Source organism: Quadrisphaera sp. INWT6 (assembly GCF_015390235.1).
GTDB lineage: Bacteria > Actinomycetota > Actinomycetes > Actinomycetales > Quadrisphaeraceae > Quadrisphaera.
Genome location: NZ_VUOH01000002.1, coordinates 861,665 through 876,085, shown reverse-complemented (window position 1 = coordinate 876,085; position 14,421 = coordinate 861,665). Strand labels below are relative to the sequence as shown.

The window sequence follows — 14,421 nt, the reverse complement described above, 5'->3', positions numbered from 1 at the left end:
GAACCGAACCGCTCCCACCCGGAAGGCAGGCCCGTCCGTGGCCCGAAGCTCCACCTCCGCAGCGCCCGTGCGCCGGCTCGTCATCGTCGAGTCGCCCGCCAAGGCGCGCACCATCGCCAGCTACCTGGGCGACGGGTACGAGGTCGAGGCCAGCGTCGGCCACATCCGCGACCTGCCGCAGCCCTCGGAGCTGCCCGCGGAGATGAAGAAGGGCCCGTTCGGCAAGTTCGCCGTCGACGTCGACAACGGCTTCGAGCCGTACTACGTGGTCGACGCCGACAAGAAGAAGAAGGTCACCGAGCTCAAGCGGGCCCTCAAGGAGGCCGACGAGCTCTACCTCGCCACCGACGAGGACCGCGAGGGCGAGGCCATCGCGTGGCACCTGCTGCAGACGCTGCAGCCGACGGTCCCGGTCAAGCGGATGGTCTTCCACGAGATCACCCGCGAGGCCATCCAGCGGGCGCTGGAGTCGACCCGCGACATCGACGCGCACATGGTCGACGCGCAGGAGACCCGCCGCATCCTCGACCGGCTGTACGGCTACGAGGTGTCCCCGGTGCTGTGGCGCAAGGTCCGCGCCGGCCTGTCCGCCGGCCGCGTGCAGTCGGTCGCCACCCGGATGGTGGTCGAGCGCGAGCGCGAGCGCATGGCCTTCCGCTCGGCGTCGTACTGGGACGTCCAGGCCGGCACCTCCCCGGCCGGCGCCGGGGCCTCCCAGCGCTTCACCACGCGCCTGGTGGCCGTCGACGGCGCCCGCGTGGCCACGGGCCGCGACTTCGCCGACAGCGGCCAGCTCACCGAGCGCGCCGCGGGCCTCGGCGCCGGGCTGGTGCGCCTGGACGAGGCCGCCGCCACCGCCGTCGCCTCCGCGCTGCGCGACACCGGCTCCGACGCCCTCGTGGTGCGCTCGCTCGAGACCAAGCCGTACACCCGCAGGCCCGCGGCGCCGTTCACCACGTCCACGCTGCAGCAGGAGGCCAGCCGCAAGCTCGGCTCCTCCGCCCGCCAGACCATGCGCACCGCCCAGTCGCTGTACGAGAACGGCTGGATCACGTACATGCGCACCGACTCGGTGTCGCTGTCGCAGCAGGCGGTCAGCGCGGCGCGCTCGCAGGCCGCCGAGCTGTACGGCGCGGAGTACGTGCCGTCCGCGCCCCGCACCTACGCCTCCAAGGCCAAGAACGCCCAGGAGGCCCACGAGGCGATCCGCCCCTCGGGCGACGTCTTCCGCACCCCCGCCCAGGTCGCCGGCCAGCTGCGCGGCGAGGAGTTCCGCCTCTACGAGATGATCTGGCAGCGCACCGTCGCCAGCCAGATGGCCGACGCGCGCGGCTCCACCGCCACCGTCCGCCTCGCCGGCGACGTCGCCGTGGCGCCCGGCACCGGCTCGCTGAGCGCCGGTGCCCGCGAGGTCGAGCTGTCGACCTCGGGCACCGTCATCACCTTCCGCGGCTTCCTGGCCGCCTACGAGGAGGGCCGCGACGAGGAGCGCCACTCCGGCGGCGGCGACGCCGAGCGCCGCCTGCCCGAGCTGGTCCAGGGCCAGCGCGTCGACGTCCTCGACGCCTCCGCTGACGGCCACGAGACCTCCCCGCCGCCGCGCTACACCGAGGCGAGCCTGGTGAAGGCGCTGGAGGAGCGCGGCATCGGCCGCCCCTCCACCTACGCCGCCACGATCGCCACCATCTCCGACCGCGGGTACGTCTGGCGCCGGGGCAGCGCCCTGGTGCCCAGCTGGCTGGCGTTCGCGGTGGTCAGGCTGCTCGAGGACCACTTCGACCACCTCGTCGACTACGACTTCACCGCCGAGATGGAGGACGACCTCGACCGGATCGCCGGCGGCTCCGAGGACCGCCGCGCCTGGCTGAGCCGGTTCTACTTCGGCGCCGAGGGCGGTGCGGGGGCCGCCAGCGGCACGGGCACCGGCTCGGGCCCCGGGACCCCGGGCGCGCGCGTGGGCCTGAAGCCCCTGGTCGACGACCTCGGCGACATCGACGCCCGCGGCATCAACTCCCTGGACGTCGGCGAGGGCATCACCCTGCGCGTCGGGCGCTACGGGCCCTACCTGGAGCTGCCCCCCGCGGAGGGCTCCCCGGAGGGTGCCGACCCGCAGCGCGCTCCCGTGCCCGACGACCTCGCCCCCGACGAGCTCACCCCCGCCAAGGCGCGCGAGCTGCTCGAGGCCGCCGGCGACGGCGACCGCGAGCTCGGTACCGACCCGGCCACCGGCCGCACCGTGGTGGTCCGCGCCGGCCGCTTCGGCCCGTACGTCACCGAGGTGCTGGAGGACGGCGCGCCCAAGAGCGCCAAGCCCCGCACCGGGTCGCTGTTCAAGAGCATGCAGCTGCAGACCGTCACCCTCGACGACGCGCTGCGCCTGCTGTCGCTGCCGCGCCTGGTGGGCACCGACCCCGCCACGGGCGAGGAGATCACCGCGCAGAACGGCCGCTACGGGCCGTACCTGAAGAAGGGCACCGACTCGCGGTCGCTGACCAGCGAGGACCAGCTCTTCGACGTCACCCTCGACCAGGCCCTCGCCCTGTACGCCGAGCCCAAGCGGGGCCGCGGCGGCCGCGCGGCGGCGGCGCCCCTGCGCGAGCTGGGCACGGACCCCGCGAGCGGCGCGCCCGTCGTCGTCAAGGAGGGGCGCTTCGGCCCCTACGTCACCGACGGCACGACGAACGCCACGCTGCGCACCGCCGACTCCGTCGAGTCCGTGACGATCGAGCGCGCGGCGGAGCTGCTCGCGGAGAAGCGCGCCAAGGCCCCGGCCACGAAGGGCGCGAAGAAGCCCGCGGCGCGCAAGCCGGCGGCCAAGAAGCCCGCGGCGAAGAGCGCCGGGGCGGCGCGCAAGAGCTGATCACCATCGCGCGCGTCGAGGAGGGCCCAGCCGTTACGGTCGCGAGCGTGGTCCACCCGAACGGCTCCCATCCACGACCCTCGCAGGACCGAACACGTCCTAGGAGCGCCGAGGTGGCGCGGTGAGCGGGGGAGGTGGGACCGGTGTGGAGCGCGAGCGCGCCGTCGACCCCCTGGCCGCACCCATGGCCAGGGTCGCCGCAGGAGACCGCGACGCCTTCGGCGAGGTCTACGACGCCGTCGCGCCCAAGGTGCTGGCCGTGACGCGCGCGGTGCTGCGCAACCCCTCCATGGCCGAGGAGGTCACGCAGGAGGTGCTGCTGGAGGTCTGGCGGCAGGCCGCGCGCTACGACCCGTCCGCGGGCTCCGTGGCGGCCTGGGCCACCACCATCGGGCACCGCCGCGCCGTCGACAGGGTGCGCTCGGTGCGCGCCCGCGAGGACCGCGAGGACCGCGTGGTCGCGGGTGAGGGCCGCGTCGAGTACGACGAGGTGTCCGAGCAGGTGCTCCAGCACGAGGACGAGGCCCGGGTCCGCAAGGCCCTGAAGGGCCTGACGGAGCTGCAGCGCGAGGCCGTGGTCATGGCCTACTGGGGCGGGCGCACGTCCACGGAGATCTCGGCGCAGCTCGGGGTCCCGGTGCCCACGGTGAAGACGCGCCTGCGCGACGGCCTGCAGCGGCTGCGCGGTGACCTGGCCCGCGGGGAACCGGCGGCCGGGGGCGCATCATGACGGAGACGGGTCGGGCGGACGGGACGAGCGGAGGAGGGGACGTGGACGGGTACGACGGCGGTGCGCACGCCCTGACGCCCCTGTACGCGGTCGACGCCCTGGAGCCCGGGGAGGTGGCGGCCGCTGAGGCCCACCTCGACAGCTGCGTCACCTGCCGGGAGGAGCTGGTCGAGGTGCGCGAGGCGCTGGCCGCTGCGGTGGCCGACGAGCCCGCCGAGCCGTCGTCGGCCGCCCTGCGCGCCCGGGTGATGGCCGCGCTCGACGACGTCCCCCAGCTGCCCGCCCTCACCGCGCCGTCCGCTCCGGACGACGAGCTGGCCAGGCGCCGCGCGCAGCACGAGGGCGCTGACCGGGCCGCCAGCGGCCCCGCCCCCCGCCCCGGACGCTCCCGCGGCACGGCCCCGCGCCGGTGGGTGCAGGGTCTGGTCGCGGCCGCGGCGGCCGTGGTGGTGGCCGGTGCTGCCGTCACCGGGTACGCCGCGCTGCAGTGGCGCGCCGACGCGCAGTCCGCCCAGCAGGTGGCGCAGGCCATCACCGAGGTGGCCGGCGCGCCGGACGCCCAGATGGTCGACGCCCAGGCCGGGGCCGACGGCTGGGGGAGCAGCCGCGTCATGGTGTCGCGCTCCCTGGGCGAGGCGGTCCTCGTGCCGACCGGCGTCGAGGACGCCCCCTCGGGGCGCACCTGGCAGCTCTGGTTCGTCTCCGGTGGAGACGCCCGCCCCGCCGGGACCTTCACCGGCGCCGGCTCCGCCGCGGTCCTCTCCGGTGCCGTGGACGGCGCCGACGCCGTCGCGGTGACCCTCGAGCCCGCCGGTGGGAGCCAGGCCCCGACCACCACCCCGGTCGCCGTCTACCCCCTGACCGCCTGACCGCCTGACCGCCTGACCGCCCCCGGCTCCTGGCGGCCCGGCTCCGCCGACGGGGTGCCCGCGCGCGTCCCGGCTGTGGACGGTGCCGCTGGGGCCGGGCGGCGCGGCTACCCTGCTGCGGTGACGGACGCAGCGGTGCCGGGCGGCGCCGCCGCGCAGGTCGAGCCCGACCACGGCGTGCGCGCCGTGCTGGCCATCAAGCCGTTCCGGCAGCTCTGGTGGTGCCTGGGGCTCTCGAGCCTGGGTGACTGGCTGGGCCTGCTCGCCACCACCGCGCTCGCGGTCAGCCTGTCCGGGGGCTCGGCGGAGGGCGGTGGTCTGGAGGACTACGCGGCCGCCAACCTCGCGGTGGCCGGTGTGCTCGTGCTGCGCCTGGCCCCGGCCATCGTGTTCGGGCCGCTCGCCGGCGTCGTCGCCGACCGGTGGGACCGCAAGACCACGATGGTCGTCGGCGACGTGCTGCGCGGCCTGCTGTTCATCACCGTCCCGGTCGTCGGCGAGCTGTGGTGGCTGCTGGTGGCGACCGTCCTCATCGAGGTCGTCGGGCTCTTCTGGACGCCCGCCAAGGACGCCACCGTCCCCAACCTCGTGCCGCGCCGGAGCCTGGAGGCGGCCAACCAGCTGACGCTGGTGGTCACCTACGGCACCGCCCCGGTCGCCGCCCTCCTGTTCAGCGGCCTGTCGCTGCTCAACCCCGTGCTCCCCGGCGGCCTCGACGGCGTCTCGCTGTCGCTGTACGGCAACGGGGTCACCTACCTGGTGGCCGCCGTGGTGGTGGCGGGCCTGGTCATCCCCCCGCGCACCACCGCCGCGACGACCGACGACGGCGAGGAGCCGCTCGGCGTGGGCCGGAGCATCGTCGACGGCTGGCGCTACGTGTGGGTGACGCCCCTGGTGCGCGGCCTCGTGGTGGGCATGCTCGGCGCCTTCGCGGCCGGCGGGTTCGTCATCGGCGTCGCCCGGACCTTCGTGGAGGACCTCGGCGCCGGAGACCCCGGCTACGGCGTGCTGTTCGCCGCCGTCTTCACCGGGCTGGCGCTCGGCATGTGGACGGGACCGCGCGTGCTGGCCGCGCTGCCGCGCTGGCGGCTCTTCGCGCTCTCCCTGGTGCTGGCGGGCCTGGCCCTGTTCCCGCTGGCGCTGGTGCCCAACATCGTCATCGTCGCGGCGCTGTCCGTGGTGGTCGGCGCCTGCGGCGGCATCGCCTGGGTGACCGGCTACACGCTGCTCGGCCTGGAGGTGGCCGACGAGGTGCGCGGCCGCACCTTCGCCTTCGTGCAGTCCTCGGCCCGCGTGGTGCTCGTCGGCGTCCTGGCCCTGGCGCCCGCGCTGGCGGCGCTCTTCGGCACGCACCGCATCGAGTTCACCGACACCGCCGGCATCACCTACAACGGCGCCGCCCTGACGCTGCTGGTGGCGGCGGTGCTCGCGACCGGCATCGGGCTGGCCGCCTACCGCGTGCTCGACGACGGCCACGCGGGCCCGCTGCGCGACGACCTCGTCCGCGCCTGGCGGCTGCGCGCCACCGCCCGCCCCGAGCGGCGCCGCTCCGGGCCCGGCTTCTTCGTCGCCCTCGAGGGCGGCGACGGCGCCGGCAAGAGCACCCAGGCGCGGCTGCTCGTCGAGCGCCTGCGCGCACTGGGCCACGAGGTGGTGCTCACCCGCGAGCCCGGTGCCACCGAGCTCGGCCTGCGCATCCGCGAGCTGCTGCTGCACGGCGGTGACGTGGCCCCCCGCGCGGAGGCCCTGCTCTACGCGGCGGACCGCGCCCACCACGTGGCGACCGTCGTCAGGCCCGCCCTGGCGCGGGGGGCGGTGGTGGTCACCGACCGCTACGTCGACTCCTCCGTCGCCTACCAGGGGGCGGGCCGCCACCTCGACGGCGACGAGGTCGCCTCGCTGTCGATGTGGGGCACCGAGGACCTGCTCCCCGACGTGACCGTCCTGCTCGACCTCGACCCGGCCGCCGCCCGCGCGCGGCTCGGGTCCGACCTCGACCGCCTCGAGCGTGAGCCGGCGGAGTTCCACGCCGCCGTCCGCGAGCGGTTCCGCGAGATCGCCCGGCGCAGCCGCCGCCGCTACCTCGTGGTCGACGCCGGCGCCCCCGCCGAGGCGGTCGCGGAGCAGGTGCGCGGGGGGCTCGACCCGCTGCTGCCGCCCCCGCCGCACCTCGACCGGCGCCGCCGGCCGCGGCCGGCGGCGGACGCCACGACGCCGGTCGCGGCCCCGTCGGCAGGGCAGCCGGCAGCCCAGTCGCCAGCCCAGCCGCCGTCCCCCGCGCCGTCCCCCGCGGCGCCCCCCGCGGCGCCCCCGGCACAGCCCCTCGACGACCCCGCCGACGGCTGGGACGCCGGCCGGTGAGCGTCTGGGACGACGTCGCCGGCCAGCCCGAGGTGGTGGCCCAGCTGCGCGGCGCCGCCGAGGACCCGACGGCCATGACCCACGCCTGGCTCTTCACCGGGCCGCCCGGGTCGGGCCGCTCGACCGCGGCGCGCGCCTTCGCCGCGGCCCTGCAGTGCGAGCGGGTCGGCGAGCCCGGCTGCGGCCGCTGCCACGCCTGCCGCACGGTGCTCGCGGGCACCCACGCCGACGTCCAGGTCGTCGCCACGGAGAAGCTGAGCATCGGCGTCGACGACGTGCGCGTGCTCGTCCAGCGCGCCGCGCGCCGTCCGTCGTCCGGACCGTGGAGGGTGGTGCTCGTGGAGGACGCCGACCGCTTCACCGAGCAGAGCGCGAACACGCTCCTGAAGTCGATCGAGGAGCCGCCGCCGCGCACGGTCTGGCTGCTGTGCGCCCCCAGCCCCGAGGACATGGTCACCACGATCCAGTCGCGCTGCCGCCCGGTGCGCCTGCGGGTGCCGTCCGTCGACGACGTCGCCGCGCTCCTGGTGCGCCGCGACGGGATCGACCCGACGATGGCGGCTCACGCGGCGCGCGCCGCGCAGAGCCACGTCGGCCTCGCGCGGCGCCTGGCGCGTGACGAGGGGGCTCGGCTGCGGCGCCGGCAGGTGCTGCAGCTCGCGCTCGAGGTGACGGGCGTGGGGGATGCCGTGGTGCGCGCGGGCGAGCTGGTCGAGGTCGCGTCGGAGGAGGCGGCCGCCGCCACGGCGGAGCGCGACGCCGCGGAGCGCGCGGCGCTGCTGCGCTCGCTGGGGGCGGAGGCCGCCGGCGCGCTGCCGCCGGCGCTGCGCTCGCAGGTGCGCGCCCTGGAGGACGACCAGAAGAAGCGGGCCACCCGGTCCAAGCGCGACGCGCTCGACAGGTCCCTGGTCGACCTGGCCTCCCTGTACCGCGACGTGCTCGTGGTGCAGCTGGGCGCCACCGTCGAGCTGGTCAACGCCGAGCTGGCCACCGAGGTCGCGACGATGGCGCGCCGGTCGGCTCCCGAGCAGACCCTCACCCGCCTCGACGCGGTCGGCAGGGCGCGCACCCGGATCGCGGCCAACGTCAACCCCCTCCTCGCGGTCGAGGCGATGGCCCTGGCGCTGCGCCCGTGACCGCGACCACGACCGCGGGGCCCCGCCGCCGCCGGCGGGCGCGGCTGGCGCTCCTGGCGGTGGTCGCGGTGCTGGCCACCGGGTGCAGCGGTCCTCCGCAGCCCACCGGCGGCGCCCCCACCACCCTCCCCGCGCCCAGCACGGGCGTCAGCGCCCCGGGCGAGGCGGCCACGGACCCCGCCCTCGCGCGCTTCTACGGGCAGAGCCCCAGCTGGACCGACTGCGGTGGCGGGCTCGAGTGCGCCACCGTGCAGGTGCCCGTCGACTGGGCGGCCCCCGACCGCGACGAGCTCGGCCTCGCGGTGGCCCGCCAGCCGGCCACGGACCCCTCCGAGCGCCTCGGGGCGCTGCTGGTCAACCCCGGTGGTCCCGGCGCCTCCGGGGTGGCGTGGCTGCGCGGGGGCAGCCAGGCGGTCGTCTCCGACGCCGTCGCCGCCCACTACGACGTGGTGGGCTTCGACCCGCGCGGCACCGGGGCCTCCCAGCCCGTCGACTGCCTGGCCGACGCCGACTTCGACGCCTACCGCGCCGCCACCACCGACGCCAGCACTCCGGCGGGCCTGGAGGAGGCGACCGCCCAGGACGAGGCCTTCGCGCAGGGGTGCGAGATCGACGCCGGCCTGCTCCTGGGGCACCTGGGCACCGTCGACGCCGCCCGCGACCTCGACGTGCTGCGCGCCGTGGTCGGCTCGGAGCACCTCGACTACCTGGGCAAGTCCTACGGCACGCTGCTCGGAGCGGTGTACGCGCAGGAGTTCCCCCAGCGCGTGGGGCGCCTCGTGCTGGACGGCGCGCTCGACCCCGCGTCGAGCGCGAGCGACGTCACGCTGGTCCAGGCGCAGGGCCTCGAGCAGGCGCTGCGGGCCTACGCCGCCGACTGCCCGCAGCGCTCGGGCTGCGACCTCGGTGACACCGCCGACGCCGTCGTCGAGCGGGTCCGCGCGGTGCTGGACGGCGCGCGCGAGCGCCCCCTGGCCACCTCCGACCCGGCGCGGCCGGTGACGGCGCCGCTGGCGTTCCAGGGCGTGGTGGCGACGCTCTACAACCAGGCCAGCTGGCCCTACCTCGACCGCGCCACGAAGGCCGCGGAGTCCGGTGACGGCTCGCCGCTGCTGCAGCTGGCCGACGCCTACGCCGGGCGCCTGCCCAGCGGGCAGTACAGCTCCAACCTGCTCGAGGCGTTCACGGCGATCAACTGCCTCGACCGGCCCGTCGACGCGAGCCCGGAGGCGATGGCCGCCGAGGCCGCCCAGCTGGAGCAGCGCTCGCCGACGTTCGGCAGGTCGCTCAGCTACGGGGCGCTGCAGTGCTCGGTGTGGCCCGTGGGCCCGACGCGCACGCCCGCACCGGTCTCGGCCGAGGGCGCGGCGCCGTCGCTGGTCGTGGGCACCACCAACGACCCGGCCACCCCGTACGTGTGGGCCCAGTCGCTGGCGGCGCAGCTGTCGGGGAGCCGGCTGCTGACCTGGCAGGGCGAGGGGCACACCGCCTACCGCCGGGGCTCGGCGTGCGTCGACGCCGCCGTCGACGGCTACCTGGTCGAAGGGGTGCTGCCGGGCCAGGGCGCCACCTGCACCAGCTGAGGGGAGCGCCCCTGCGCTGGTGCTGCGCGAGCCAGCGCCGCGAGCCAGCGCCGCGGGTCAGCGTCGCGGGTCAGCGTCGCGGGTCAGCGTCGCGGGTCAGCGCTGCGCGGCTGCCTCGGCGGCGCGCAGCCGGATGCGGTCCTGGATGCTCAGGCCCGACTCGTCGACGGCGTCGTCCAGTAGCTCCAGCACGGACCCGGCCTCCAGGTCGACCACCTGGCGCACCTGCGGCGCGGGGCGCCGGCGGGGGGCGCGCTGCAGCAGGGGGGCGGCCGGGGGCAGGCCCGCCGAGCGGGGACCCGGCGGCGGGCCGGCGGGCTGGTCAGCGGGCCGCCCGGCGGGCCCGGGGGTGAGGTCGAGGGTCGTCGCACCGTTGCGCATGACTCCTCAACGGTGCGACGCGCCGGTGTCTTGAGGAGTGCGGCGTGTCCGGGCGGGCGCGCCGGGTATGGTGGGCGCGCTGCACGGCGCTCGTCGTCGTGCGCGCCGCCTTAGCTCAGTCGGCAGAGCGATTCACTCGTAATGAATAGGTCCGGGGTTCGATTCCCCGAGGCGGCTCCACCAGACCCCTCGTCGCAGCAGCGGCGGGGGGTCTTCTGGTGAGCGGGGGGTGTCACCTCTTCCGGGGTGGGGCTGTCCCCACCTCGGAGACGCCGGGGAGCACCCTGGGAACGTGGCGCCCCGGAGACCAGGCTCGACGACATGTCCACAGCGACCGACACCGTCCCCTCCCTCCCTCCGGCGCCGCGCCCGTGACGCCACCGCCGCCCCCGCCCGCGGGGCCCGTCCCCGGCCGCGGGGGGTCCTCGCCGCTGGGGTGGGTGCTGCGCACCCCCGGTGACCTGCTGTACCTGCTGACCGGCCTCCCGGTCGCCATCGCCTCGGCGGTGGTCGGCTGGGTGCTCTCCAGCCTGGTGACGGGGCTCGCCAGCACCGTCGTCCTGCTGCCCGTGGCCCTGCTGGTGCTCCTGGCCACGCTGGCCTGCGCCCGCGGGTTCGCCCACCTGGAGCGCTTCCGCCTCTCCTGGACCGGGGAGCGGATCCCCGCGCCGGCACCCGCCGGCTCGCCGCTGACGCCGCCCGCCCCGAACCGCACCGGCCGCTGGTGGCGGTGGTGGGACTGGCTGCGCGACGGCCAGCTCTGGCTCGACCTGCTGCACGGCGCCATCGCCATCGCCCTGGCCACCCTCACCTGGTCCATCACCGTCGCCTGGCTGGTCACCGGCCTCGCTGGGGTCAGCTACTGGGCGTGGGGCGAGCGCGCCGAGGCCGCCGCGGGCCCGGGGAGCATCACGATCGCCGGCATCACCGGGCTCCCGGTCGCGTGGCAGGTCGTGGTCGGCGTCGTCCTGCTCGTGACCCTCGTGCCGGTCGCCCGCGGCCTGGCCTTCGCCCACGCCGCCTTCGCCCGCGGCACCATCGGCAACTCCTCGGTGCGGGCCCTCGCCCAGCGCGTCGAGGTGCTGACCGCCAGCCGCGCCGCGGCCTCCGACGCCGAGGCCGCCGCCCTGCGCTCCCTGGAGCGCGACCTGCACGACGGTCCCCAGCAGCGCCTCGTGCGCCTGGAGATGGACCTCGCCGCCGCCCAGCGCCGCCTGGCCGCCGGCGACGCCGACGCCGCGGCCACCACCGTCGGCGAGGCGCGCCTGCAGGCGCAGGAGGCCCTGGCCGAGCTGCGGGCGCTGTCCCGCGGGATCGCGCCTCCGGTGCTGGTCGACCGCGGGCTCGTGGCCGCGGTGGAGTCGCTGGCCTCGCGCAGTGCGGTGCCCACCGTGGTGCACGCCGACCTGGGGCCGTCGCTGGAGGGGCGCCGCCTGCCCAGCGCCGTCGAGCGCACCGCGTACTTCGTGGTCGCCGAGGCCCTGACCAACGCCGCCAAGCACAGCGGCGCACGCGCAGTGGTCGTCGACCTGCGCGGCGAGCCGCAGCCGGAGGCGACCTGGCTGGTGGTGCGGGTGGAGGACGACGGCGTCGGAGGCGCCGACCCCGAGAGCGCCACGGGCACCGGGCTGCGGGGGCTGGGCGCCCGCGCGGAGTCGGTGGACGGCGCACTGACCGTCTCGAGCCCCGCGGGCGGCCCCACCGTGGTGGAGGCCCGCCTCCCCCTCCGCTGATCCCGCTTCGAGATCATGGGCTTCCCGAACGCGGTGTTCGGGGAGCCCACGATCACGGTGCTCCGCGTGGGGGTCTGCGAGCATCGGGGGCGTGAGGGTGGTGCTGGCCGAGGACTCGGTGCTCCTGCGCGAGGGCCTGGTGCGGCTGCTCGCAGAGGCCGGCCACGAGGTGGTGGCGGCCGTCGGTGACGCCCCGTCGCTGCTCCTCGCGGTCGCGGAGCACGCGCCCGACGTCGCCGTCGTCGACGTGCGGATGCCTCCCGACCACACCGACGACGGGCTCCGCGCCGCGGTCGAGGCCCGGCGCCGCCAGCCGGGGCTGGCCGTCGTCGTCCTGTCGCAGTACGTGGAGGCCTCCTACGCGGCCGACCTCCTGGGCGACGGGCGCGGCGGGGTGGCCTACCTGCTCAAGGACCGGGTGGCGGACCTCGACGCGCTCATCCGGGCGTTGGACGCCGTCGCCGGAGGTGGGACGGCCCTCGACCCAGAAGTGGTCGCGCAGCTGCTGGCCCGCCGGCGCCCCGACGACCCCCTCGCCGCCCTGACCCCGCGCGAGCGCGAGGTGCTGGCGCTGGTGGCGGAGGGCCGCTCGAACACCGCCATCCGCGAGGCCCTCGTGGTGAGCGAGGGGGCGGTGGAGAAGCACGTGGCGAACATCTTCACCAAGCTCGGGCTGCCGCCCTCGACCACGGACCACCGCCGGGTGCTGGCCGCCGTCACCTACCTGCGGGCGACCAGCACCTGAGGGCCCGTCAGCCCTGCGCGGCGGCGCGCAGGACGTCGACCAGCGGGGTGCTGGGGCGTCCGGCCAGCTGGGCCAGGGGGGCCGGGTCCGCGTCGAGCGCGCCGCGGGCGGTCGCGGTGTCGACCGCCACGAGGAAGCCCACCAGGCCCTCGTCGAGCCCGGCGGCGCGCAGGCCGCCGGCCAGCTCGTCGGCTCCCACGACCTGGTGCCGGACCTCGCGGCCCAGGACCTCCGAGAGGGCGGCGGCGAGGTCGTCGTAGGTGAACGGGGTGCCGCCGAGCTCGTAGGTGCGACCCGCCGTCGAGGCGTCGAGCAGGGCCGCGGCCGCGGCGGCGGCGTAGTCGGCGCGGGCGGCGGCCGCGATCGGCGCGCCTCCGGTGGCGCTGGTGACGGAGCCGGTGGCGCGGGCCTGGTCGAGGGTCGAGGCGTAGTTCTCGGTGTACCAGCCGTTGCGCAGCACGGTGGTGGGCAGGCCGGAGGCCCGCAGCAGCTCCTCGGTGACCACGTGCTCGGGGGCCACGGGCAGCTCGGTGCTGTCGGCGCGCAGCACCGAGGTGTAGACGACGCGCTGGACGCCCGCGGCGACGGCCGCGTCGACGACGGCGCGGTGCTGGCGCTCGCGCTGGCCGATGTCGCTGCCGGAGACGAGCAGCAGGGCGTCCACGCCGGCCAGCGCCGGGGCGAGGGTCTCCGGACGGTCGTAGTCGGCCTCGCGCACCTGGACGCCGAGCGCGGCGAGGTCGGCGGCCTTCGACGGGGTGCGGACCAGGGCCACCACGTCGGCGGGGGAGGTCCCGCGCTCGAGCAGCTCGCTGACGACGAGGCGGCCGAGCTGGCCGGTGGCTCCGGTGACGGCGTGCGTGGTCATGTGAGGCCTCCAAGGGGTGCTTACGAAAAGTGAGGGCTTTCGGAAACGCAGCGTACCCCCGCTGCGGCGGTAGGCTGACCACGTGGAAGCCGAGCCCGACGACGCCCTGGTGGCCGACGTCTTCGCCCGCGCCTGCACCTCCCGCTCCCTGCTCGCCGACGTCACCGGCCGCTGGGGCTCCCTGGCCGTCCTGGCCCTCGCCGACGGCACCGCCAGGTTCGGCGCGCTGCGCCGCCGGGTCGACGGCGTCAGCGAGAAGATGCTGTCCCAGACGCTGCAGGCGCTCGAGCGCGACGGCGTGGTGGTGCGCGACGTCGTCAGCACCGCGCCCCCGCGCGTCGAGTACGCCCTCACCCCCCTCGGGCGGCGCATCGCGGCGCGCCTGCGCGACCTCGTCGAGGTCCTCGAGGGCTCCGTCGGCGAGGTCGAGGTGGCCCGGGCGGCGCACGGCGCGCGGGAGGCGGGCAGGATCGAGGCGTGAGGCTCCTGCTCGTCCGCCACGGCCAGACCCCGTCCAACGTGCTGCGCGTGCTCGACACGCAGGTCCCCGGCCCCGGGCTCACCGAGCTCGGCGAGGAGCAGGCGCGCGCCCTCGTCGACGCGCTCGCGCACGAGCGGGTCGACGCCGTGTGGGCCTCCAGCGCCGTCCGCACCCAGCTGACGGCCGGCCCGCTGGCGCGGGCGCGCGGCATGGAGGTCCGGGTGCAAGACGGCCTGCGCGAGCTCGAGGCCGGAGACCTGGAGATGTCGGGGGAGGACGACGACGTCCTGGCCTACCTGGAGACCACCTTCACCTGGGCCCGCGGCGACCTCGGCGCGCACCTCCCGGGCGCCGAGGACGGGCACACCGCCCTCGCCCGGCTCGACGCCGGCGTGGCCGCCGTCGCAGCGTCGCTGCCCGAGGGCGGGACGGCGCTCGTGGTGAGCCACGGCGCCGCGATCCGCGGCTGGGTCGCGGCGCGCACGCAGGTCAGCGCCGACTTCGCGTCGTCGCACCCGCTGTTCAACACCGGCCTGGTGGTCGTCGACGGCGACCCGCGCAGCGGCTGGACCGCGCTGACGTGGGCGGGGGAGCCGCTCGAGGGCCCGGACAGCCCCCTGTGGGCCTCAGGCCCGGCCGCCGAGCCGGTGCGCCCCGCCGCCTTCGGCGGGTAG

Annotated in this window: 12 protein-coding genes and 1 tRNA gene; 11 read left to right on the top strand and 2 right to left on the bottom strand. The window is 76.8% G+C overall.

The window, feature by feature from the left end:
- The first annotated feature begins 37 nt into the window (after positions 1-37).
- From topA to F1641_RS08965, 6 genes are all read left to right on the top strand, one after another.
- Positions 38-2,860: a type I DNA topoisomerase gene (gene topA / locus F1641_RS08990; RefSeq protein ID WP_309225501.1), complete on the top strand. Its 2,823-nt coding sequence runs from the start codon at positions 38-40 to the stop codon at positions 2,858-2,860.
- A gap of 121 nt (positions 2,861-2,981) precedes the next feature.
- Entirely contained in the window at positions 2,982-3,590 is a 609-nt protein-coding gene (locus F1641_RS08985) for a sigma-70 family RNA polymerase sigma factor (RefSeq protein ID WP_219729520.1), read from the top strand.
- A 41-nt stretch (positions 3,591-3,631) separates the two neighbouring features.
- On the top strand, positions 3,632-4,459 hold the full coding sequence (locus F1641_RS08980; protein WP_194904542.1) for an anti-sigma factor domain-containing protein: 828 nt from the start codon (positions 3,632-3,634) through the stop codon (positions 4,457-4,459).
- Between the two features lie 120 nt (positions 4,460-4,579).
- The gene (gene tmk, locus F1641_RS08975; protein ID WP_309225500.1) at positions 4,580-6,820 is read left to right on the top strand and encodes a dTMP kinase; all 2,241 of its coding nucleotides are present in this window, start codon (positions 4,580-4,582) and stop codon (positions 6,818-6,820) included.
- On the top strand, positions 6,817-7,956 hold the full coding sequence (locus F1641_RS08970) for a DNA polymerase III subunit delta' (protein ID WP_194904541.1): 1,140 nt from the start codon (positions 6,817-6,819) through the stop codon (positions 7,954-7,956). The genes tmk and F1641_RS08970 overlap by 4 nt, the downstream gene beginning before the upstream one ends.
- Positions 7,953-9,539: an alpha/beta hydrolase gene (locus F1641_RS08965; RefSeq protein ID WP_194904539.1), complete on the top strand. Its 1,587-nt coding sequence runs from the start codon at positions 7,953-7,955 to the stop codon at positions 9,537-9,539. Before F1641_RS08970 ends, F1641_RS08965 begins: the two co-directional genes overlap by 4 nt.
- A 96-nt stretch (positions 9,540-9,635) precedes the next feature.
- Here F1641_RS08965 and F1641_RS08960 read toward each other — a convergent pair whose 3' ends face one another.
- A complete protein-coding gene (locus tag F1641_RS08960; protein WP_194904537.1) occupies positions 9,636-9,920 on the bottom strand; it encodes a hypothetical protein in 285 nt (94 codons plus the stop codon).
- A 104-nt stretch (positions 9,921-10,024) separates the two neighbouring features.
- Here F1641_RS08960 and F1641_RS08955 point away from each other — a divergent pair.
- From F1641_RS08955 to F1641_RS08945, 3 genes are all read left to right on the top strand, one after another.
- Positions 10,025-10,100, top strand: a tRNA-Thr gene (locus F1641_RS08955).
- Between the two features lie 260 nt (positions 10,101-10,360).
- Positions 10,361-11,653, top strand: a complete 1,293-nt coding sequence (locus F1641_RS08950) for a sensor domain-containing protein (RefSeq protein ID WP_194904535.1) — start codon at positions 10,361-10,363, stop codon at positions 11,651-11,653.
- Between the two features lie 91 nt (positions 11,654-11,744).
- A complete protein-coding gene (locus tag F1641_RS08945) occupies positions 11,745-12,398 on the top strand; it encodes a response regulator transcription factor (protein ID WP_194904534.1) in 654 nt (217 codons plus the stop codon).
- A 7-nt stretch (positions 12,399-12,405) separates the two neighbouring features.
- Here the strand turns inward: F1641_RS08945 and F1641_RS08940 are convergent, their stop codons facing one another.
- Positions 12,406-13,266 (bottom strand): NmrA family NAD(P)-binding protein, encoded by an 861-nt coding sequence (locus F1641_RS08940; protein WP_194904531.1) that lies wholly within the window; start codon positions 13,264-13,266, stop codon positions 12,406-12,408.
- Positions 13,267-13,348: 82 nt separating this feature from the next.
- Between F1641_RS08940 and F1641_RS08935 the strand changes: the two genes are divergently transcribed.
- Positions 13,349-13,747: a helix-turn-helix domain-containing protein gene (locus tag F1641_RS08935; RefSeq protein ID WP_194904529.1), complete on the top strand. Its 399-nt coding sequence runs from the start codon at positions 13,349-13,351 to the stop codon at positions 13,745-13,747.
- Positions 13,744-14,421, top strand: a complete 678-nt coding sequence (locus F1641_RS08930; RefSeq protein ID WP_194904527.1) for a histidine phosphatase family protein — start codon at positions 13,744-13,746, stop codon at positions 14,419-14,421. Before F1641_RS08935 ends, F1641_RS08930 begins: the two co-directional genes overlap by 4 nt.

Bases quoted from the DNA above. Each gene is read 5' to 3' on its own strand.
- F1641_RS08960 (WP_194904537.1), bottom strand. From the start codon at position 9,920: ATGCGCAACGGTGCGACGACCCTCGACCTCACCCCCGGGCCCGCCGGG.
- F1641_RS08940 (WP_194904531.1), bottom strand. From the start codon at position 13,266: ATGACCACGCACGCCGTCACCGGAGCCACCGGCCAGCTCGGCCGCCTC.